The organism is Lipingzhangella rawalii (assembly GCF_031628175.1).
Lineage (GTDB): Bacteria > Actinomycetota > Actinomycetes > Streptosporangiales > Streptosporangiaceae > Lipingzhangella_A > Lipingzhangella_A rawalii.
The window spans coordinates 835,324-856,541 of the sequence record NZ_JAVLVT010000001.1 but is presented as its reverse complement, the minus strand read 5'-3'; the positions used below and the strand labels follow the sequence as shown (position 1 = coordinate 856,541).

Sequence of the window (21,218 nt, the reverse complement as noted above, 5' to 3'; positions counted from 1 at the left end):
CGACTGTTTCGGGGCTGGCCGGCCGTGGGTCCGGGGCGAACCATTCCGGTCCGGCCGCGCATCCTCGACGGTCGCGCAACACTCCCTACCCCACCAGCAGACTCAGCGGGATGAGCACCCCCATGGTCAGCATCAGCAGGGCGCTGGCCAGCAGGCGCAGTGTCATGACTACCGAGCCGAGGACCGCGAGCCAGGAGGCGGCCAGCCGGAGGCGCGCGGGGCGGGTGCTCGCGGCGGCGGTACGGCAGGCCAACCACAGCAGAACCGCTAGCACGATCGGAAACCACCACCGGTAGCCGATCTCGGCCGGCAACAGCCCCATCGCCGTGCCTCCGACCGCGGACAGCAGGCCCCCCACCGGGCTGTCGACGAATCCGGTCGCAACGCGCTGGGCGGTGGCGATCCCGGCCGAGGTGCTGTAGAGCCCCACCGTTGTCCACAGCAGGGTGCCCACTCCGTCCAGCAGGCCCAGGAAGGCCAGCGGGATGCCATGCCGCCGACACCGTCCGGCCGACATGGCACGTTGGACCTGACGCATCCGCCGTTCGGTTCGACGTTGCTGTACTGCGCGCTGACGCTCATCCGGCCGGTTGGGGATCTGCTGGTCACCGGGGGCGTTTCCTTCGGCAGCGGGGGCCGGGGAGCCCGAGCTACGGGGGATGGCTCCGGCCACGGCCGCCCGGGTGCGCTGCCAGCGCTCCCGCCAGCGGTGTCGACGTTCGACGCGCTGGAGTTCGCGGCTGCGTGCCCCGGCCGTACTGGCCGCGGGCAGCATCAGGAAGGCGGTGACCAGTGCCGCCTGCGCCGACACCTCCCCGTCGGTGCCCCGCAGTCCGCTACGCCGCTGCTCGCGCCACCAGGAGGCATGGCGGGGCGTGTCGGAACGCAGCGGGTTCCAGGTGCTGGTACGCAACAGTCGTCGGTAGCGCTGTGTGGCCTCCGGATCCAATACCAGCTGCGTGGCCTGGGCCCACGCCGAGTCCCATTCCGCGGTGCCCGGCTGGGTGGGGGCGGTGTCGGCGACCTGCCGGACCGAATCCCGCACGCGTTCCATGATCAGTGGGACCTCGTGCTGGGCGCGCTCCAGCTGCCGGCACCGGTTGGTGCCGCTGGCTCGGCAGGCCGGGTGGTCGCACCAGTGCCGGGCGGCCACACCGACCGCCCCCAGTTCGAGTGCTTCCCGCAGGACCGCCCGCTGGCTGGGGTCTCCCGTGGCGAGGCTGCCCAACCCCTCAGCGGTGATCTCGTGGCCGCGGTAGCGCGGAGGCATGCCCGGAACGAACCGGGCCGCCAGCGCACAGATCGCCAGGTGGGCGCGTTCCGGATGGGACTCGAGTTGGGTGAGGTACTCCCGGTCGAAAATGTGGTCATTGACCTCGCGATCCAACCACGACCGCAGCTGCCGCCAGTTGGTGCGCAGCCATACTGCGCCGGCCTCCGACCGGTCCAGGAGGTCGAAGGCGAGACTGGGGGGATCCTGATGGGCCACATCCCCGAAGCTCAGCGTGGCGTACCGGCGCTGGGGGCGCACCTCGGGCTGTTCTCCGGCGAGCCACTGGTTGACCTGCTGGTACCCCCAGCGGGCCTCGGGGCTCGGGTGCAGCAGCCCCCGAGCCAACAGCCGCCACTCCTCGGCACCGATCGCAGAGACGTCGATCTCGCGACTGCGGGCGGCCAGCCAGCTGTCCCCGCGTTCCGGGCGCCGTCCGGTTGCCAGCTCGTGCACCATGATCCCCAGCGACCACCACGCGGACGGGGCCTCGCGCCGGCCCTCCACGACCTCGGGAGCCGCGTAGTCCTCGGTGACGGCCAGGCCGCCGTAGACCCGGCTGAGTGTGGCGCGAACCGCCCCGCCGAAGTCGGTGAGCGCGAACACGGGAGGGGCAACCTGGCGAACCAGGAGATTCTCTGGTTTGACGTCGGTGTGGTTGAACTGGAGCTGTTCCTGCCAGTACCGCAGACACGCCGCTACTGCCGCCACGGTGTCCCGTGCCTGCTCTTCGGCCAACGGTGCTCCGTCGAGGATCTGTCGAAGGGATCCGTGGGGGAAGTACTCCTGGGCTTCCCAGGCCAGGTCCTCCCCCCACGGGCTGCGCGCGTATCCGTAGTCGTGGATGGCCGGGATGTAGGGGGAATCGGTGGGGCGTGCCCGCAGCCGGTCCAACAGTTCGCGGTTGATGTCGTGTCCCGGGCGGTACACCTTCAGTGCCAGACGGTGGCCGGGATGGGCACGCGGCTCCACGAGGTAGACCACCGCTTCCCCACCGGAACCGATGTATTCGAGCAGGGTGTAGGTCTCGACCAGGCTGGGCGGGATGGTCGAGGCCAGCTCATGGGGGGATCCGACCACAGCGCGGGAGACCAGGCGGGAGAGCCACTCTGCCGGGGCGGCCAACCCTCGGATGCCCCGAGGGTGCGACTGTGCCCCCGGCGTGCCGCGGGCGGCCGGACGGTGTCCGCGATTCCGCTGCGTGTGGTCCCGAGGGGGCAGCAGCGCGGTTTGCCCGGAGTCCCGGTCGTCCCGGGAACTCGTTTCGGTGTCCGCCGGATCGGGAGCAGGTCCTGGTTTCGGCGCGGGCTCGGCACCCGGGTGCGCCTGGGGTGCTGGCCGGAGGAGGGCGGTCACCCAACGCGTGGGCGCGGTCGCCTTTGCCCGTGCGCCCCGGGAGGGGATCCTGCGCGTGGGCTCGGTGGGATCCGGGTCCGTTGGGTCGTGGCTTGCCATGATGACGGTGTGCTCTTCCCCGATCGCGTGTGGGCCGTGGCTCGGGTCGCCCTGGGGCTCGCCTGCCGGTGGACGGCACCGGTATCCAGACTAGACCAGCATCGTGGGCTTGTGCGGGGGAGCGGTATTCACTACTGTGCCCCTATTGGGCTAGTGGCCTAGCCAATTAGGGGGTTGCAATGGCAGACCCAGACGGACCGCTTTCCGGAACCGTGGTTCTCGACCTGTCCCGTGCCCTTGCGGGGCCCCATGCGGCGATGCTGCTGGGGGACCTCGGGGCCCGTGTCATCAAGGTCGAACAGCCGGGACGTGGGGACGACACCCGCGGATGGGGGCCGCCCTTCGCTGGCCCGGAGGACGAACGAACCAGCACATACTTCCTCTCCTGCAACCGCAACAAGGAGTCAGTCGAGCTAGATCTCAAGGATCCCAGCGGAGTGGAGCTTCTGACCCGCCTGGTACGTGTCAGTGACATCCTGGTGGAGAACTTCCGCCCCGGAGTGTTGGACCGGCGAGGATTCGGTGCCGAACGGCTGCACGAGCTCAATTCTCGCCTGATCATCTGTTCCATCACCGGGTTCGGGCACGACGGTCCCGAAGGGGGGCGGGCCGGGTACGACCAAATCGCCCAGGGAGAGGCGGGGCTGATGAGTGTGACGGGCCCGGACCCACAGACACCGACCAAAGTCGGAGTGCCCATCGGTGACCTGTTGGCCGGGATGAACGCTGCTCAAGGAGCTCTCGCGGCGCTGTACGAGCGTATGCGGACGGGACGGGGAACCGTGGTCCGTACCTCCCTGCTGTCTGCACTGATCGGAGTGCACGCCTTCCAGGGAACCCGATGGAGCGTGGCCGGTGATCGGCCGGAGCCCATCGGAAACCACCATCCCTCGATCGCTCCCTACGGTGCCTATACCTGCGGGGACGGGATGCTTCAGGTGGCGGTGGCCAGTGAGGAGCAGTGGCGGCGCTTCGCCGTTCTGCTCGGGCTCGATCCCGACGACACCCGGTTCGGAAGCAACGCTGCACGTGTCGACAACCGGACCGCCCTCAATGCCGAGATGGAGAACGTCCTGGCCACCGACACGCGTGATTCCTGGCTGGATCGGATCTCCGCGATTGGGATTCCCTGTGGAGCCATCCGCAGCATCGACCAGGTCTACCAGTGGGAGCAGGCGCGAGCGCAGGGTGGCGTACTTTCGGTACGTCACCCCGCGCTCGGCGATATCGAACTGCCGGGATCCGCACTGCGCTTGGAGGACCCGGCGAGTGGGGCCTCCCGAAACCGTGTCGGCCACCAGCCCCCACCACGGCTTGGCGAGCACAACGACAGCGTGCGGGCCTGGCTGGCGGGTCTGGAGGAGACGGCCGCCTCCTGAGCAAGACCTCGGGGCGCGGGCCGTCAGTCCTGGTCCCGGGTGAACTCCACGTCGATCTCGATCCGGATCCGGTCACCGACCACGACACCACCCCCGTCCATCGGCATTTCGATGTCGACTCCGAAGTCCTTACGGCTGATCTCCGTGGTGGCGTGGAACCCAGCCCGATCATTGCCCCACGGGTCCTGGGTGACTCCGTTGAACTCGGCAGCCAACTCCACGGGGCGCGTGTTGCCCTTGATGGTCAGGTTTCCGAGTACGGAGAAGTCCTCTCCCCGGGGGCGGATTTCGGTGGCCTCGAAGTGGAACTCGGGATGGTTGGCCACGTCGAAGAAGTCCGCGGACCGAATGTGTTCGTCGCGTTGCTCCTGGTCGGTGTTGATGGAGCCGGCGTCGATGGTGGCCGTGAGTGTGGACTGGCTGCGGTCCTCCGGGACGGTCAGGGTCGCGGTGAACTTCTCGAAGCGTCCCTTCACCCGGCTGACCATCATGTGTCGAACCGAGAACGCCACCTCGGAGTGCGCCGTGTCGATCGTCCAGGTGCCGGTGGGAATCTGCTGTGCCGCGGATTCGATGGTCATCTGCTGCTCCTGCTGTGGTCGATGGGACAGTCGCTCGCGCTGTCACGGGGATACCTTCGTTGTCACCGTGGGTCGTTCCCCCATACCTCACGGCGATAGCGTGTACCTTACTGGGAAGATGTTGATGTTTCAACAAAGTGGATGGCGGCGAGTCCGGGTGGAGCGGCGCGAGGCCCACGAAACGACATCTACGCAGGAAGACACGCAGGAAGACATGCGGGAAGAGCGGTGACCCGCGCGCCGACATGGCCGGCCCTATCCCGGGTGCCGGGATCCAGTCGGGGGCGGGACACTACGGGGACGTGGGTGGTCTACGGCTATACCGTTCCCGCGGAACGGCCGGTGGAGTCGTGCGTGCGGTAGCGAAACGAGGCACCGTCCAGGGGGCCTGCCCGGAGGCCCATCCGAGGGTGTGCCAAGACCGGGTAGAGTCACGTGACGTGACGGGACCAACCATAACCGGGGCGCAGCGCTTCACCGATGACCGCGGAGACGCGGACCCACAGCTGCGGGACGCACTTCAGGCCTACACGCGTGGCCAGGCCAGCCAACGACGCGTCCTCACCGCGCTGGGCTCCGCGCGACTGCTTGTGCCCGTGGTCACGACCTCCGAGGGCAGCTCCGCGACTGCCACCGACCCCACCCAGCATGGCGACAGTGGCCACGGTAGCTCAGTCGCCGTCCCGATTCTCGTGGGCAACGACGGGCGTCGCGGCATGCTCGCCTTCACCTGTGTGGACAGCATGCGTCAGTGGCGTCCCGGGGCACGCCCCGTTCCGGTCAGCGTGGGCGAGGCCTGTCAGGCCGCATGCGATGAGGGAGCCGATGCCCTGGTACTGGATATGGCCGGCCCGGTTCCGTACACGGTGGAGGGTTACTTTCTCTCCGTCCTCGCCGAGCAGGGCACGGTTCCGGAACCGAAGTCCGACACCCGGGTGCTCGCCGCCATCTACCGGGTCACCCACACGGAGTTCGGTATCGAGCGCGTACGGGTGCTGGACTCGGAGCGCGCCGATATCGGCGTGCGGCTCGAACTGGAACACCGCGACGACGACTCGATACGCCGGGTCGCCGACCGTCTCGCCGAGGAGCTTCGCCCCATGCTCCCCGGGGGCGTGGAACTGAGTGCCGTGGTCCGTGCGACCCGTCCCGAGGACTGACCCGGCCTCGGCAGGTCGACACACCGGTACGCCATTCACCCGGCAGGGTATTCACGGGGTGCCAGGACCCGTGCGCACAACCAGGATTGGGATGTCGTGGCCGGGTGTGCCTACAGTGCCTATGTGTCCGACATCTCCCCCGTGTTACCCGCCGGCGGTGACACCGCAGTTCTCGTAGTCCTGTGGGCCGGCCTCGGATTGGTGGTCGGGATCTGGACCGCGCCCATCGTGGCCCTGTTCCGGGACTACGACGATACCGCTGCCGACGTGACCGAAGACGAGACCGGGCAGACCCGCGCCGTCGGGCTGGAGCCGGACCCGTCGACCACACGGATCCCGGAACGTGCGGCCGATCGTACCGACGAAGGTTCCCCAGAGGCGGAACAACCAGACCCACCCCTTCCCCCACCACCGGAGTGTCCACACTGCTTCGGTGCGATCCCATGGCCAGCCTGGGCTCCCCTTCCCCCACGTCTGCTGTGGACCCGCGCCTGCCCGCACTGCGCCGCCTCGCTGCGGGGCGGTGTGCTCGTGCCAGTGCTCACCGCCGTAACATTCGCGCTCCTCGCGCTCGGACTGTCCTCCGGTGTGGAACGTGTGGCCTTCAGCTATCTGGGTGCGGTGGGTGTCCTCCTGGCGGTCGTGGATGCCCGTACCCGACGTCTGCCCAATCCACTGGTACTGCCCACCTATCCGGTGGCCCTCGCCCTCCTCACCGTGGCGGCTCTCTCACCCGCGCACGAAACGGCCCAGCTCGCCCACGCCCTGATCGGTGCCCTGGGGGTGGGCGGCTGCTTCCTGATTCTGTGGTTGATCCACCCCGCAGGCATGGGCTGGGGCGACGTCAAACTTTCCGGAGTCCTCGGGCTCTATCTCGGGTGGCTCGGACTGGCCAGCACCCTGCTGGGCACCTTCAGCGCCTTCCTCGGATCCACACTGGTGGGGCTCCTCCTGCTCCTCGCCGGGCGTGCTGGGCGGACCACCCAGATTCCCCTGGGGCCGTTCCTGCTGACCGGCCTCCTCATCGCGGTGTTGGCCGGCCCGATACCGGTGCTGCTTCCCGGGTGAGACCCGTGCATCAGCACCCGGTGTGGCATGAAATGATCGAGGGCATGTTGCGCTGGTTGACGGCGGGGGAGTCACACGGCCCCGCACTCGTCGCGATCCTGGAGGGGCTTCCGGCCGGTGTTCGGGTGAGCTCAGACGATCTCGCGGCGGCACTGATGCGGCGGCGCGCCGGCTATGGGCGCGGCGCCCGAATGAAGTTCGAACAGGACGATGTCTCGATTATCGGTGGGGTCCGGCACGGCCAGACCCTGGGGAGCCCGGTGTCCGTCCAGATCGCGAACACCGAATGGCCCAAGTGGCAGCAGGTGATGTCCGCGGATCCCGTTGACGAGCAGGAGCTCGCGGATCTCGCACGAAACGCCCCACTGACCCGACCGCGTCCGGGACACGCGGATCTCGCGGGGATGCAGAAGTACGGTCATGAGGAAGCCCGGCCGGTGTTGGAACGCGCCAGTGCGCGGGAGACCGCTGCCCGGGTGGCACTGGGTGAGATTGCACGGCGCCTGTGCCACCAGGTCCTTGGGGTGGAGATCCTCAGCCACGTCGTTGCCATGGGGGAGATCAGCGCCGGAACCGCGGAGCTCCCGGGGCCGGGAGATCGGGACCGCATCGACGCCGATCCGCTGCGGTGTTTCGATCCCGAGGCCAGTGCCCGCATGGTCACCGAGGTCGATGAGACCAAACGTTCGGGCGACACTCTGGGCGGTGTGGTGGAGGTCCTCGCCTATGGCCTTCCTCCCGGTCTTGGTAGCCATGTCCACTGGGACCGCCGCCTCGACTCCCGGATCGCCGGCGCCCTGATGGGGATCCAGGCGATCAAGGGTGTGGAATTGGGCGACGGATTCGACACCGCAACACGGCGAGGCTCGGCCGCGCACGACGAGATCGAGCCGGGACCGAGCGGAACGCAGCGACGCACGAACCGCTCCGGTGGAGTCGAGGGCGGCATGTCCACAGGGGAGCCACTTCGGGTCCGGGCTGCCATGAAGCCGATCGCGACCGTGCCCCGTGCCCTCGACACCGTGGACACGCAGACTGGCGAGCCGGCCCAGGCCCACCACCAACGGAGTGACGTAACCGCGGTGCCCGCCGCCGGTGTGGTGGCTGAGGCGATGGTTGCCCTCAGCCTTGCCGAGGCACTCCTGGAGAAGTTCGGCGGGGACTCGGTCACCGAGACCACACGCAACGCACAGAGCTATCTGGACACGCTAACCATCAGGTAGGGAGACATGGGCGCACCCCTGGCTGTCCTCATCGGAGCGCCGGGCGCGGGAAAGAGCAGCGTTGGCTCGCTGCTGGCCGAACGTCTCGGTGTCAGGTTCGTGGACACGGACGCCGTGATTGAGGACCGCGCCGGCAAGGCGATCGGAGACATCTTCGTCGAGGACGGGGAGAACACGTTCCGGGAGCTCGAACGTGTCGTGGTGGCCGAGACCCTGCATACCGCCACTGGTGTGGTTGCACTGGGCGGAGGTGCCGCACTGCGGGAGGAGACACAGCAGGAGCTGGCGGGGCATCACGTCGTGTACCTGGAGGTGCCGTTCGAGGAGGCGGTGAAGCGCGTGGGCCTGGCCAAGGCCCGTCCGCTTCTGGCCGGCAACCCGCGGGCACAATTGAAGAAGCTCCTCCAGGAACGTACCCCCGTCTATGAGCGCCTGGCCAGCACCACGGTCAGCACCGCCGACCAGCATCCGGAGGAGATCGTGGACACGATCGTGCTCGGGCTCGCCCAGTCCGGGGTAGGGGAGGCCGAGGAGTGAGTGCCACCCGCATCCCGGTGGGGGGGCCGCACGCGGGTGAGATTCGATCCGGATCGGAGATGGGCACGGCACCGTCACCTGCCGAGAACCACGGCTATCACGTGGTGGTGGGAAGTGGGATTCTCAGCGAGCTGCCGTCCCTGGTCGGGCCGCGGGCGCGCCAGGTTGCCGTGATTCATCCGGACACACTGCCGGAACTGGCGCGGCCCGTATGCCACGCCCTCCGGGCGGCCGGGTACGTCGTCACGTCGTTGGATGTGCCCGACGGGGAGCGCGCCAAGAAGATATCGGTCGCGACCCGACTGTGGGAACAGCTGGGTGCCGCCGACTTCACCCGGACCGACGCGATCGTGGGTGTCGGGGGTGGCGCCACCACCGACCTGGCTGGTTTCGTGGCCGCAACGTGGCTCCGGGGGGTTCCCGTGGTGCTGGTCCCCACCACGATGCTGGGCATGGTGGACGCCGCGGTCGGGGGCAAGACGGGAATCAACACCGACGCGGGCAAGAATCTCGTCGGGGCGTTCCACGCACCGAGCGGCGTGCTGTGTGACCTCGCCACACTTCCGTCCCTGCCACGCGCCGAGTACGTGTCCGGACTCGCTGAGGTCATCAAGGCGGGATTCATCTCCGACCCGAGGATTCTGGAGCTCGTCGAGGCCGATCCCCACGCGGCAACGACACCGGATGGCCGGTATACCCGCACCCTGATCGAACGCGCCATCGCGGTGAAGGCGAGTGTCGTGTCAACGGATTTCCGGGAGTCCGACCACCGGGAGATTCTCAACTACGGCCACACACTCGGCCATGCCATCGAACGCGCTGAGGACTACACCTTCCGACACGGTTACGCGGTGGCGATCGGGATGGTGTTCGCTGCGGAGCTCGCCCAGCTGCACCACGGAGCCGATCCCGCACTGGCACGCCGGACCCGCGAGATCCTCGGCGGTGTCGGCCTGCCGACCACCTATCCGGCCGCAGCATGGCCCGAGCTGCTCCGAACCATGCGTCGGGACAAGAAAGCCCGGGGAGCCACGCTGCGGTTCGTTCTTCTGGAGGATCTTGCGCGCCCCGCACGTTGTGCCGTCCCGGACGAGGCGATGCTGGCCGCGGCCTACCAGCGGGTGAGTGGCTGACGGCCTCGCGGCCACCACCGCCGGCCCTGTGTCGGATGCGTCGGTGAAGCCCTCGGCTGCGAGCAACTAGACTCGGACCAGCAGCGGGGATGTTGTCACACCATGGACCTCGACGGTTCCGGACCCCACAGTCGGGCTGGAGACCTGTCGGTTCCGGTGTGACGGCCTCGCGCGCGTACGTTGTCAACCGGTGGAGAGACGAGAGCAGACGTGGCGACGACCAACGACCTCAAGAACGGAATGACGCTGAAACTCGATGGGGGGGCGTTGTGGAGCGTCCTCGAGTTCCAGCATGTCAAGCCTGGTAAGGGTGGGGCCTTCGTCCGCACCAAGCTCAAGAACGTGACCTCGGGCAAGGTGGTCGACAAGACCTTCAACGCCGGAGTCAAGGTCGAGGTCGCCAATGTGGACCGCCGGGAGATGCAGTACCTCTACTTCGACGGTGACACCTACATCTTCATGGACACCGAGACCTACGACCAGATTCCGGTTTCGGGTGAGGTCGTCGGCAAGAACGCCGACTACCTACTCGAGAACAGCATGGCCACGGTCGCGATCCACGAGGGCGAACCCCTGTACATCGAGCTGGCAGCCGCGGTGGAGCTGGAGATCACCCAGACCGACCCCGGGGTTCAGGGGGACCGTTCTACCGGCGGTACCAAGCCGGCGACGGTGGAGACCGGTGCCGTCATCCAGGTTCCGTTGTTCATCAGCACCGGCGAGCGGATCAAGGTCGACACCCGCACCGGCGAGTATCTCGGCCGTGTCAACTGATGGCCAGTTCGCGACGTAAAGCGCGGATCCGTGCGGTCGAGGTGCTCTATGAGGCCGAGGCTCGGGACACGTCGGTGGCCGAGGTCCTGGAGCGGCGGCGGCAGCAGCCCGAACCTCCGATCAACGAGTTCACCCGGCGGCTGGCGGCCCACATCGACGAGAACAGGGATCGTGTTGACGCGGTGATTGCCGAGTATGCCGTGGGGTGGACCCTGGAGCGTATGCCGATCGTGGATCGCAACGTGTTGCGAATGGGGGTCTACGAACTGTTGTGGGATGATGACATTCCCGACGGCGTTGCGGTTGCTGAGGCGGTCGCGGTGGTACGCGAACTCTCCAGCAACGAGGCTCCCACCTTCGTGAACGGGCTGTTGTCACGCATCCTGGAACAGAAGTCCTCGCTGGCGAATTGACCCCCTGCCCCGGCCTGCCCGGGGCAGCCGACCCGAGAGGAGACCGCGTGGGCCACGACGACAGCGCCGTGCGTCCTCGGCACGCCACCAGCGCCGCCCGCACGGTGGTGCTGTGGGACGATCTCAGGGACAGTCTCCTCGAGCTGGAACGCGAATTCGGCACCCCTTTGGTCGTGGTGGACGCGGGCGGAGGCACGGGTGGGGATGCGGTTCCCCTGGCCGAACTCGGTCACGACGTGACGGTGGTCGACCCCAGCCCGGACTCCCTGGCCGCGCTCGAACGGCGTGCCAACGAGGCCGGGGTTCGGGTGCGCGCGGTCCAGGGCGAAACCAGTGATCTGACCGAGCTGGTGCAGCCCGCGCAGGCGCACCTGGTGCTCGTGCACAACGTCGTGGAACACGTGGAGGATCCGGACTCAGCGCTGCGGGATGTGGTGCGGGTTCTCCGTCCCGGCGGGATGGTCAGCCTGGTCGCCAGCAATGCCTTGGCCGCCGTGGTGCATCGTGCCCTGGCCGGACACCCGGAGGACGCGCGGCGCCTGCTCAGCTCCCCGGATGGACGGTGGGGAGCCACGGACCCGATGCCCCGACGGTTCACCCGCGAGCAGCTGCACGGACTCGTGGCGGAGTCGGGGTTGACCGTACTCGCCACACATGGGATCCGGGTGGTAGCCGACCTGTTGCCGGGACGAAGCTTCGATGGCGAACCGCAGACGGTACGTGAACTCGTTGCACTGGAACAGCAAGCGGGGCGCCAGCCGGAGCTGAGCGCGATCGCAACCCATCTGCACATCCTGGCGCGGCGGCCCGGCACTACCGAGGCAGCGGAATGACCTGGTACTCCACACTGCATCGGGATGTCACAGTGGAGGTATGAGTCGACGTCAGCTGGAACGCGGGACTCCGCTGCGGGGGATGGCCACCGACCACGGTAGTCGTCCCCTGCCCAGCGACCTCGGGGCGGAATCCGTCCCTGACCACGGTTGCGGCGTGCTGCACGTGGATATGGACGCGTTCTTCGCCAGTGTCGAACAGTTGGAGCGCCCCGAGGCACGGGGACAACCGGTGCTCGTCGGGGGGACCGGGCCTCGGGGCGTCGTTGCCTCGGCGAACTATGCCGCTCGTGCCTACGGGATCCATTCGGCCATGCCGATGTCCCAGGCGCGCCGACTGTGCCCCCGAGCACTGGTGTACCCGGCCGATCACGAGCGCTACTCCCAGGTGTCCGCCGCGGTGCGGGTCATCCTGGAGTCCGTGACTCCGGTCGTGGAGCCGGTGTCGCTGGACGAGGCGTTCCTCGACGTGAGCGGTGCCCGCGCCAGACTCGGTGGACCGGTGTGGATCGCCGAGCACCTCCGATCCCGGATTCGTGCCGAGCAGGGACTGACCTGTTCGGTGGGCATTGCTCCGAACAAGTTCGTGGCCAAGCTGGCCGCGACGCATGCCAAACCCGACGGGGTGTACCTCGTTCCCGAAGCCCAGGTGCAGGCGTTCCTGCACCCACTGCCGGTGGGGGCGCTCTGGGGGGTGGGACCCAAGGTCGAACAACGGCTGGTTCGACTGGGGCTGCACACCATCGCCGATGTGGCAGCGGTGTCTCCCGCCTCACTGCGTCGGGAAGTGGGACCGGCCCTGGGGGACCATCTTGCCGCCCTGGCCCGGGGGCGGGACGAACGTGCGGTCCAACCGGCCAGCTCCGCGGAGGAGCGAGGCCTGTCCGCGGAGTGCACGTTCGCTCGGGACGTTGCGGATGCGGCGGTGATCGATCGGGAGCTGCTGCGGCTCTCCGAACGCCTGGCGCGCCGGCTGCGGACCGAGGGGCAGGGGCACGCAGCCCGGACCGTGACCCTCAAGGTCCGCCGCGCCGACTTCACCACCATCACCCGTTCCCGTACGCTTCCGGAACCCACGGACCTGGCACGGGAGATCCACGCGACGGCACGGATTCTCTACGAGGCGGCCGAGGTGTCCCGAGCCCGTCTGCGTCTGGTGGGGATCCGCGTGGAGGGGTTGGTCGTGTCGACCCAGGCACACCGCCAGCTCACCCTGGACGCCACAGCTCCCGACTGGCGGGGTGTGGAACAGGTGATGGACGAGGCCTCCCGCCGTTTCGGGGACTTCGCACTGAGACCCGCCTCGCTCGCACAGCCGACCGGAGACCCAGCGCCATCGGGGCAACGGTCGCACCCCGGTGCACGCGGACACGACGTTCCGGAGCGGTGGTGAGGGCCGGTTGCCCCCGGCGGATCATGCCCGGGCGCCGGTCCGTTGCCGGGATGTGGTCACGGACGCGGTGTGGCACTTCCTCGGGCGGGGTACTGTGGGGGACGTGGGTTGTTGCTGTGCGCATCCTTTCTTTTCACCGGATACCAATTCGCCGTATCCTGAGCATGTCAGTGGCTATCAAATGGTCGTCAGGAACCCGTCGCCCCAGTGGGGGACTGTCGTAGGGAGGCGCCGTGCCGCTCTCTGAACACGAGCAGCGTATGCTCGACCAGATCGAGCGGGCGCTGTATGCCGAGGACCCGAAGTTCGCGAACACGGTTCGTGAGACGAACCCGCAGGTCCATTACAAGCGCCGGATCGTCAAAGCCTCGATCGGCTTCGTAGTGGGCGTCATCCTGATGATGACCGGGGTCATGATCATGGGCGTGGTTGCCGACCAGCTGGTGCTCGGCGGAGTGCTGAGTATGCTCGGTTTCCTCGTCATGCTGATCTGCACCGTGCGGGGGATGTCGGAGTGGCGCCGAGCCACCGGTGGCGCACCCCCGGAGGCCGCCGACCCCGGACCTTCCGGAAAACAGCAGCGTCGTTCCCAGCGTCCCGGAATGATGGATCGCCTCGAGGAGCGTTGGCGCAAGCGGCAGGAAGGCGAGTAGCCGCGAGCCGCTCAGGAAATGACCCCTCCGGGAGTCGCAGGGGGCACCTGGGTGGGTCGCCGTCACGCCGAACGCGGGCCGCGACTTTTCCCCTGATGTTGCGGTACAGCACGGCTGCGGTACCGCCGGGACGCCAGACCGGCCATGGGCCCGGGCAGGAGTCGGGAACGTAGCCGCCGCATCCACGAGGTTCTGGCGCGTAGCGCCGCTCGGACCACGCGCCCGCACGCGGTCAGATCGCCCGATGTTCCGGTGTGCGGCGCTGGCGCGGTGGGAGCGTAGCGGGCCTGCTCCTCGGCGTGAGCGATTCGCTCCAGAGCGTCCCGTTCCCACGAGGCCAGGGAAAACTCTTGGGACAGCCGTCGGACGAGGCTCCGGGGGCTCTCCGCCGAATTCCACACCACCCCGAGGCTCTGACAGTCCAACCGAAGCTCCTGCCAGGCAACATGCGCGCGTTCTTGGGGGGTGCTGGCCCGGGCGCGGCCCAGATAGCGCAGGAGCATCCCCAGCAGAGCGGGCGCCGTACCCAGTATCAGTAGGGCCACCGCGGTGGCCAGGACCGGCCACGTCAGTGCACCGGCTGTGTCCGAATCCGTGCCCGTGTCGTCGGCGGGTTCCGCTGTTCCCTCGGTGAGCTGATCCTCGAGGAGGTCCTCATCGATCGGGCCATCCTGGGCATCACTGGCGCCGGTGCCCCCTGCACGGTCCTGGGCAGTGTCCCCACCGCGGTTGTGCGACGCTTCGTCCTGCGGGGACGGAACCGTGGCATAGTCGGGGATGTTCGCACTTCCCTGACCGTCCGCGCTGGCGGGAGTCGGTTCGAACCGCAACCAGCCGTGCCCCTCGAAGTAGAGCTCTGGCCACGCGTGGGCATGCTCCTGGGTGACTCGCCATTCGTCCGTGCCCGCCACCGCGCTGCCGCCCGTGTAGCCAACGGCCACACGGGCGGGGATGTCCGAGACTCGCGCCATGATCGCCATCGCGGCCGCGAACTGTTCGCAGTAGCCCGCGCGGCTGTCGATGAGGAAGTGGGTGAGGGGATCGGTGCCGTCCGGCACGGACTGGGGACTCAAGTCATAGTCGAAGTCGCCGCCGGTGAACCATTCCTGGAGCGCCACGGCGCGTTCGTGCGGCCCCGCGTCCAAGGGGACCACCTCCTGGGTGAGCTCGGTTACGTCGCTCGTCAGGTCGGCGGGGAGCGCACGATAGCGATCGTCGACAGAGGTGCTGGACACCTCCCGCGCCTGGGCTAGGTCCGTGTTGTCGAAGTCGGGACGAGGGGCGGCGAGGGTGTAAGTGCTGCCACTCGCATCCGTCGTGGGAGAGAACACCACAGCGGTGTCCGGTTCCACATACCAGTCCCCGGCGATGTCCACCTCGCTCGTGGGGTGGGGGAGGGGGAGGAAGTCCAGCCCTCTGGCCTGGTCGGCCACCCTGATTTCGGCTTGGAGGGGATCCGCGGTATTCCAGGGGTCCGGTGGGGCAGGCAGGCTGCCCTCGTCGAGGAGTCGGTCCCGGCCCGCATGAACCGGCGCCATCGTCCAGTCGACCCCATCGAAGTCGGCGAGAACCGCTGTACGTAGGTAGGTGGCCTGGTGCGCGTCGTTCGTGTACCGCAGGACTTCGTCTTCGCCCGGGGACAGCAGTTCCCGGCGCAGGCTGACGAGAGGGTGGGTGGTGGTCACGGTTCCGGTCTGTGCGTGGCGAGGATCTGTGAGTGTGAACACTGCGTCGCTACTCAAACCCGGCACCGCTGCGGGAATCAGGAGTGCGGCCACCACGGCCAGAACGGCGATCTGTGAGGTAAGTCCCGGATGCGCGTCGGGGCGACCGGACGCGTTCGGGCGGGTGGGGTGTGGGGGCCGCTCACGGCGGGGAGGCGAGGTGGTGGCTGTTGGGTTGCGGACCGGGGGTACCGGCCAACCGCGGGAGCGGTCCCGACCTTCCACGGCGAGCAGAAGCACGAACCCAAGTGCGGCTATAACGAAGGTGAGTGTTCCCACGCCGGTGTAGTGCAGGCTCAGGGGCACAAGCAGGAGGGCGAGGAGGAGCCCGCCCGCGATGGTGGGGGTTCGCGCAACGACCGTGACCAGATCCATGGTGAGTGCGAACGCCGCGACGAGGAGGAGAACGGCGAGTTCGATACCCGGTGTGTCGGCCACGGGCGCCGTACCGGAGTAGAGGTCGAGCCGTCCCTCGTTGGCCAGTTCGATGAGTACACGCAGTGTCGAGGGGGTCGGCAGGAAGCCCAGCAACGCAGTCTCGCTCGCGTGCCGCACCGTGATCACGAGGACGACAGCCCCCAGTTGGAGCCCCAGCACGGCGACGGCTGGAAGCCGCGGCCGACTGATGAACCGCCCCAACGCACCGACCAGGCCAACGGTCGCCACAACCATGGCGGGCCCGGTGATCCACCGGGAGTCGACGAACAGGGGATGCAGCAGGGGGAGTGCGAACAGCGTCGCGAGAGTGGCCGCGACTGTGGCCCACACCCGCACGGGAATCCTCCTTCCGCTCCACGGCACGTTATTTCGGCGTGTCGACATCCGGGGGGAACGGTGACGATGTCGGCGCGGACCATGCTGCGGGCAGCTGTTCGAGTTCGGACAGGACGAGGACCCGCCAGCCGGCATCACGGAGTGTCCGCTGGGCGGCGCGCATAGCTTCCGGGGACGGCCACGGGGCCTCGCTGAGCAGGACCGCCGTGTGTCGCCGCCGGGCGGATCCGGGACGCTGGCTCAGCCGTTGTACCTCGGTCTTCGTCAGAGCCCCGACAATCGCGATGATGGCGGGCGTGTCCGGGGTCGAGATGTCCGACAGCAGTGTGCTTGGTCGCGTGGGTGCGGCACGTGTCGCTTCGGCCACGGCGAGCGCGTCCAGCACCGAATCGGCTCGATTGGCGGCGTCCAGGGTGCCCGAGCTGGTGACGAGTCGTAGTCGTTGGCCGTCGGCGATGGTTCGACATGCAATGGAACCGGCGACCGACAGGGCCAGCTCGAGGGTGGAGCCCGTCCCACGGCGGGTGTGGGCGCCCGCGCGTGTGTCCACCAACAGGGTGCTGCGCTGGAGCCAGTGGTGTTCCTCACTGCGCACCATGAGTGTTGCCTGGCGTGCCGTGGCCGGCCAGTGGACGCGTCGAAGGTCGTCACCCTGGCGGTACTCGCGCGGGATGGTGTCATCCTCGCCGGGACTCGCGGTGAACCGCGCATCGTTGGCTCCACTGTCCGTGGAGTCCTGCCGTGTGGGGAGGGGACCCAGCGCCACAGTGCGTGGGATGACCAGCAGGTGGGTCCCCGAGCCCACGGTTCGTTCGAGGGTGACGCAGCCCAGGGGATCGACGAAGGCAAGCCGGAGCGGACCGAGCGGAAACCGCCCCCGGGTGGGGGAGGCGACGCGGTAGGAGACCTCACGTGTTTCCCCCGAGGCGAGCCGACCCAGGGTGAACCGGGGGCGTGCCTGCACGCCGGGCGGAACACTGTCGATGAGCCGCAGGGAGGCCGTGGAGCCCCGTCCCGCCACGTTGGTCAGCCGGATTCGGACCCGGGCCTGTTCCCCAACGGCCACGCGCCGCGGTTCCAGGGAACGAGTGTGGGTGACGCGTGTGGGGGTACGTAGCACCGACACCAAGCTCAGCAGCGGCAGCACCGTGGCTAGGACGCCGGCGCGCATCAGGTCCCGTTCCCCGATCGCCAGGGCTATCGCCACCACGAGGAGTCCCCCGCCCAGGAGCGCGCGGCCGCGTGGGGTCAGGGCCTGCCACAGGTAACGCATACCGTCCTCACGACGGGATCGGTAGCCGTGCAGTGATGTCGGCCACGACCTGTTCTGGTGGGCGGCGTTCCACCTGCGCTTCGGGGCTGGGCAGAAGGCGGTGGGCCAGAACGGGGCCGGCCAGGGCTTGCATGTCGTCGGGGATGACATAGTCGCGCCCGTCCAGGGCTGCGTAGGCCCGGCTCGCCCGGACCAGGTGCAGCGTCGCCCGCGGTGAGGCCCCCAGCCGTAGGGCGGAGGAGGTTCGGGTGGCGGAGACGAGGTCGATCGCATAGCGCCGCACTCCCGGAGACAGGTGCACGGAGCGCACTGCTGCCATCATCCGCCGCAGCTCGGAGAGCCCCGTTGCCGGGCGGATGTCGTCCAGCGGAGTGGCCGCGCTATGTGTGTCGATCATCTCCAGCTCGGCCTGGGGATCCGGGTAGCCCACCGAGACTCTGGCCATGAACCGGTCCCGCTGGGCTTCCGGGAGGGGGTAGGTGCCCTCCATATCCACGGGGTTCTGCGTCGCCACCACCATGAACGGCGGTTCCAGCGGCCAGGTCTGGCCGTCGATGCTGACTTGGCCTTCCTCCATGCACTCCAGCAGCGCCGCCTGTGTCTTCGGGGCGGCACGGTTGATCTCGTCACCCACGACGATGTTGCCGAAGACCGGGCCGGCCTTGAACTCGAACTGCCGGGTGCCCTGGTGAAACACGTTGACTCCCGTGATGTCACTGGGCAGGAGGTCCGGGGTGAACTGGATACGGCGTACCGTGCAGTCCACGGCCCGCCCCAGGGCCTTGGCCAGCATGGTTTTCCCGACCCCGGGAATGTCCTCGATAAGCAGATGTCCCCCGGCGAGAAGTGTTGACAGGGCGATCGTCACCGTCTCGTTCTTGCCCTCGATGACGCTCTCGACCGCGGTACGGATTCGGTCGGCGACCGCGAACACCGAGGAGACCTCACCGGTCGTAGCGCGTTCAGTCGCGGGGGTGCCCAGGGTCACGTGTCCTTACCTTTCCTCCCTGCCTGGCCGGGCTTGGCATCGACCCTAGGCGCAATCGCCGGCGTGGGAAAGCCGAACGGGAGGACCCGTGGGTAACGAGGCGACACCCCCCGCGGCCGCCAGTTCGCCCCACAGTCCGTGACCTGCGAATTCATGGCAAATATCGCTCTCTGTATGGGGTTGAATCTGTTGACCGTGGGGGATAGTGGAGTACAGTGGTGCAGCGTGGGGCGGGGAACTGCCCCATCGGAACGTGGGAGGTGGGCCCGATGTTCCTCGGAACCCACGACCTGCGTCTGGACGAGAAGGGGCGGCTGTTCCTTCCGGCGAAGTACCGCGACGAGCTGTCGGGGGGACTGGTGATCACGAAGGGTCAGGAACGCTGCCTCTATGTCTTTCCGGTGGCCGAGTTCCAGCGCATCACCGAGGCACTTCGCGCCGCGCCCGTTACCGCAAAGGGGGTGCGGGACTACAGCCGAGTGTTCTTTGCCAGCGCATCCGACGAGGTTCCTGATCGGCAGGGACGCGTCACCGTTCCGCCCGCACTGCGCACGTACGCGGGGTTGGAACGGGAGTGCGTGGTTATCGGGGCAAACACTCGCCTGGAGATCTGGGACGCGCAGGCCTGGGCGGAGTACGAGTCCGCGCAGGAGGAGGCATTCGCGGAGTTGTCAGAGGAGGTGTTGCCGGGAGTGTTGTGACCCGGGTGGGCTGTTGCGCCGGACGCCGGCCACGTCAGCCGGGTCGCGAGGTGAATCCCAGTCCGGTCTGGCCGTCAGGCGTGCACCGTGCCAGCTGGCGCATCTTCCCCGGCGCCAGGTGGTATCACGTGGGTCCACCACGACGGATGCCACGGCTGAGGGCCGGGCCGGATCCGGGAGAACAGCGGCGATCGACGGGGGGCGTCGTGCGTATGGGTGAGCCGAGCGCGGACCGTGTGGAGGGTACTGGCCCCGCAGGCCACGTTCCGGTGCTGGCGGAACGGACACTTCAGCTGTTGTCTCCCGCGCTCGAGCCCTCCAGCGGCTCCTCCGGCCGTCCCCTACTCGTGGACGCGACCATCGGTCGGGGAGGGCACGCCGAGCAGATCCTGCGCACCCATCCCCACGTCCAGGTGCTGGGGATCGATCGGGATCCCAGCGCCGTCGAGTACAGCCGGCGTCGACTCGCCTCCTATGGGGACCGGGTCGAGGTCGTGCACGCCGTGTACGACGAGTTGGATGACGTGGTGCGCGATCACGGCCACCCGGAGGTCAGTGCCGTGCTGCTCGACCTGGGCGTGTCCTCCCCGCAGCTCGACGAGCCCCACCGCGGCTTCGCCTACTCCTATGACGCCCCCCTGGATATGCGTATGGACACGACGCGGGGGCCCACCGCTGCGGAGGTCGTCAATACTGCCTCTGTAGCCGAGCTCACACGCATTCTGCGTGACTATGGCGAGGAGCGGTTCGCCCGCAGGATCGCCCAGGCGATCCAGCGGGAACGTGCCAGGCGTCCGATCGAGAGCACGAGCCGGCTGGCCACTCTTGTACAGGAAGCGATTCCCGCCCCGGCCCGTCGAACGGGGGGAAACCCCGCCAAGCGAACATTCCAGGCATTGCGGATCGAGGTCAACGACGAAATCGCCACCCTGGAACGAGCCCTGCCCCCTGCCGTGGCATGGCTGGGCATGGGCGGGCGCATCGTGGTGCTCTCCTACCACTCGCTGGAGGACCGTGCGGTCAAGCGGGTGTTGTCCACCGCGGCCCGAGATACCACACCCCCGGAACTTCCCGTGTCCCTTCCGGAACGGCAGCCGCAGCTACGGCTGTTGACCCGGGGGGCCGAGCAGGCCACCGCAGCAGAGTGCGAGGTCAACCCACGGGCTGCCTCGGTTCGGTTACGTGCTGCGGAGCGGATACGTCCGGCCGTGTAGGCGCAGCGATCCAGGAGGCACGATGAGCAGCGTGACTGAGGACCCCGGGGTTAGCAGGGTCGGCAACCGGCCTGCGGCACCCGGGCGACCGTCCCGCAACGGCGGGCGCACTCGCCCCCAGTCTCGGCCGCCGCAGCCTCGGCGTCCGATGGTGCGCCGAGGCGGGCTCACGCGTTCCCAAGCGCCACGTGTGCCCTTTGTCCTGTTGATCCTCGGGCTGCTGGGAAGCGCCATGTTCGGTGGGCTGGTGCTGCACACCGCGCTGGCCCACGACGCCCATGTCCTCGCGGAACTGCGTCAGGACAATCGGGAGCTGTCCCAGCAGGAGGAACAGCTCCGTGAGGACGTGCTGCGCGGGGAGGCTCCCGAGGCGCTGGCGGAGGAAGCCGAGCAACTCGGTATGGAGCCCGGGTCGACGCCACGGTTCATCGACCCGGAGACCGGTGAGATCGTTGACAGCGTTGACAGCACGGTGGGCAGCGAATGACCGATCGGGACCCGCGCCGTCGTGAACCGCGTCGCCCCGGCCGTCCGACCAGTCCCAGCAGCCACAACCGCCGCCCCTCGGATCGCCCGGACCGGGATCCGCCGGCCGGGCGGCGGAAATCCGCCGAGGCACGGGGACGTCCCGGGGGCCGGTCCGGATCCCCGGGGCGGCAGGTATCGTCGGGA

Annotated in this window: 19 protein-coding genes; 14 read left to right on the top strand and 5 right to left on the bottom strand. The window is 68.4% G+C overall.

The genetic code is table 11. The features are described 5' to 3' along the window. Positions 1 to 85 precede the first annotated feature (85 nt). Positions 86 to 2,350 (bottom strand): protein kinase domain-containing protein, encoded by a 2,265-nt coding sequence (locus RIF23_RS03820; RefSeq protein WP_310910893.1) that lies wholly within the window; start codon positions 2,348 to 2,350, stop codon positions 86 to 88. A gap of 554 nt (positions 2,351 to 2,904) precedes the next feature. Here RIF23_RS03820 and RIF23_RS03815 point away from each other — a divergent pair. Further along, positions 2,905 to 4,104: a CaiB/BaiF CoA transferase family protein gene (locus RIF23_RS03815; RefSeq protein ID WP_310910892.1), complete on the top strand. Its 1,200-nt coding sequence runs from the start codon at positions 2,905 to 2,907 to the stop codon at positions 4,102 to 4,104. Positions 4,105 to 4,127: 23 nt separating this feature from the next. Here RIF23_RS03815 and RIF23_RS03810 read toward each other — a convergent pair whose 3' ends face one another. Continuing rightward, the gene (locus RIF23_RS03810; RefSeq protein ID WP_310910891.1) at positions 4,128 to 4,685 is read right to left on the bottom strand and encodes a YceI family protein; all 558 of its coding nucleotides are present in this window, start codon (positions 4,683 to 4,685) and stop codon (positions 4,128 to 4,130) included. A 440-nt stretch (positions 4,686 to 5,125) separates the two neighbouring features. Here RIF23_RS03810 and RIF23_RS03805 point away from each other — a divergent pair, with 440 nt between their 5' ends. The 10 genes from RIF23_RS03805 (at position 5,126) to RIF23_RS03760 (ending at position 13,872) form a co-directional block, all read left to right on the top strand. Further along, positions 5,126 to 5,845, top strand: a complete 720-nt coding sequence (locus tag RIF23_RS03805; RefSeq protein ID WP_310910890.1) for an SseB family protein — start codon at positions 5,126 to 5,128, stop codon at positions 5,843 to 5,845. Between the two features lie 96 nt (positions 5,846 to 5,941). Beyond that, the gene (locus RIF23_RS03800) at positions 5,942 to 6,913 is read left to right on the top strand and encodes an A24 family peptidase (RefSeq protein WP_310910889.1); all 972 of its coding nucleotides are present in this window, start codon (positions 5,942 to 5,944) and stop codon (positions 6,911 to 6,913) included. Between the two features lie 44 nt (positions 6,914 to 6,957). Beyond that, positions 6,958 to 8,136 (top strand): chorismate synthase, encoded by a 1,179-nt coding sequence (gene aroC / locus RIF23_RS03795; RefSeq protein WP_310911253.1) that lies wholly within the window; start codon positions 6,958 to 6,960, stop codon positions 8,134 to 8,136. A 6-nt stretch (positions 8,137 to 8,142) separates the two neighbouring features. Next, positions 8,143 to 8,673 carry a shikimate kinase gene (locus tag RIF23_RS03790; RefSeq protein WP_310910888.1) on the top strand — a complete coding sequence of 177 codons (531 nt, stop codon included), beginning with the start codon at positions 8,143 to 8,145 and terminating at the stop codon, positions 8,671 to 8,673. Between the two features lie 59 nt (positions 8,674 to 8,732). Beyond that, complete coding sequence (gene aroB / locus RIF23_RS03785; RefSeq protein WP_310911252.1) at positions 8,733 to 9,806, top strand: 3-dehydroquinate synthase; 1,074 nt, start codon at positions 8,733 to 8,735, stop codon at positions 9,804 to 9,806. Positions 9,807 to 10,016: 210 nt separating this feature from the next. Next, on the top strand, positions 10,017 to 10,580 hold the full coding sequence (efp, locus tag RIF23_RS03780; protein WP_310910887.1) for an elongation factor P: 564 nt from the start codon (positions 10,017 to 10,019) through the stop codon (positions 10,578 to 10,580). Then, the gene (gene nusB, locus RIF23_RS03775; RefSeq protein ID WP_310910886.1) at positions 10,580 to 10,993 is read left to right on the top strand and encodes a transcription antitermination factor NusB; all 414 of its coding nucleotides are present in this window, start codon (positions 10,580 to 10,582) and stop codon (positions 10,991 to 10,993) included. The genes efp and nusB overlap by 1 nt, the downstream gene beginning before the upstream one ends. A gap of 47 nt (positions 10,994 to 11,040) precedes the next feature. Beyond that, complete coding sequence (locus RIF23_RS03770; protein ID WP_310910885.1) at positions 11,041 to 11,826, top strand: methyltransferase domain-containing protein; 786 nt, start codon at positions 11,041 to 11,043, stop codon at positions 11,824 to 11,826. Between the two features lie 40 nt (positions 11,827 to 11,866). Beyond that, a complete protein-coding gene (locus RIF23_RS03765; protein WP_310910884.1) occupies positions 11,867 to 13,219 on the top strand; it encodes a DNA polymerase IV in 1,353 nt (450 codons plus the stop codon). 233 nt (positions 13,220 to 13,452) lie between these two features. Continuing rightward, positions 13,453 to 13,872, top strand: a complete 420-nt coding sequence (locus RIF23_RS03760; RefSeq protein WP_310910883.1) for a DUF3040 domain-containing protein — start codon at positions 13,453 to 13,455, stop codon at positions 13,870 to 13,872. 62 nt (positions 13,873 to 13,934) lie between these two features. Here the strand turns inward: RIF23_RS03760 and RIF23_RS03755 are convergent, their stop codons facing one another. Genes RIF23_RS03755 through RIF23_RS03745 form a run of 3 tightly spaced genes read right to left on the bottom strand, consistent with a single transcriptional unit; the run spans position 13,935 to position 18,631 of the window. Further along, positions 13,935 to 16,370 (bottom strand): DUF3488 and transglutaminase-like domain-containing protein, encoded by a 2,436-nt coding sequence (locus RIF23_RS03755; RefSeq protein WP_310910882.1) that lies wholly within the window; start codon positions 16,368 to 16,370, stop codon positions 13,935 to 13,937. Positions 16,371 to 16,398: 28 nt separating this feature from the next. Beyond that, on the bottom strand, positions 16,399 to 17,643 hold the full coding sequence (locus RIF23_RS03750) for a DUF58 domain-containing protein (RefSeq protein ID WP_310910881.1): 1,245 nt from the start codon (positions 17,641 to 17,643) through the stop codon (positions 16,399 to 16,401). A gap of 7 nt (positions 17,644 to 17,650) precedes the next feature. Beyond that, the gene (locus RIF23_RS03745; protein ID WP_407659373.1) at positions 17,651 to 18,631 is read right to left on the bottom strand and encodes an AAA family ATPase; all 981 of its coding nucleotides are present in this window, start codon (positions 18,629 to 18,631) and stop codon (positions 17,651 to 17,653) included. A gap of 269 nt (positions 18,632 to 18,900) precedes the next feature. Here RIF23_RS03745 and mraZ point away from each other — a divergent pair, with 269 nt between their 5' ends. The 3 genes from mraZ to RIF23_RS03730 all read left to right on the top strand — a co-directional run bounded on the left by mraZ (position 18,901) and on the right by RIF23_RS03730 (position 21,033). Next, on the top strand, positions 18,901 to 19,332 hold the full coding sequence (gene mraZ, locus RIF23_RS03740; protein ID WP_310910880.1) for a division/cell wall cluster transcriptional repressor MraZ: 432 nt from the start codon (positions 18,901 to 18,903) through the stop codon (positions 19,330 to 19,332). Between the two features lie 212 nt (positions 19,333 to 19,544). Then, entirely contained in the window at positions 19,545 to 20,546 is a 1,002-nt protein-coding gene (rsmH, locus tag RIF23_RS03735) for a 16S rRNA (cytosine(1402)-N(4))-methyltransferase RsmH (RefSeq protein ID WP_310910879.1), read from the top strand. A gap of 190 nt (positions 20,547 to 20,736) precedes the next feature. Further along, the gene (locus RIF23_RS03730; RefSeq protein WP_310910878.1) at positions 20,737 to 21,033 is read left to right on the top strand and encodes a hypothetical protein; all 297 of its coding nucleotides are present in this window, start codon (positions 20,737 to 20,739) and stop codon (positions 21,031 to 21,033) included. The last annotated feature ends 185 nt before the right edge of the window (positions 21,034 to 21,218 follow it).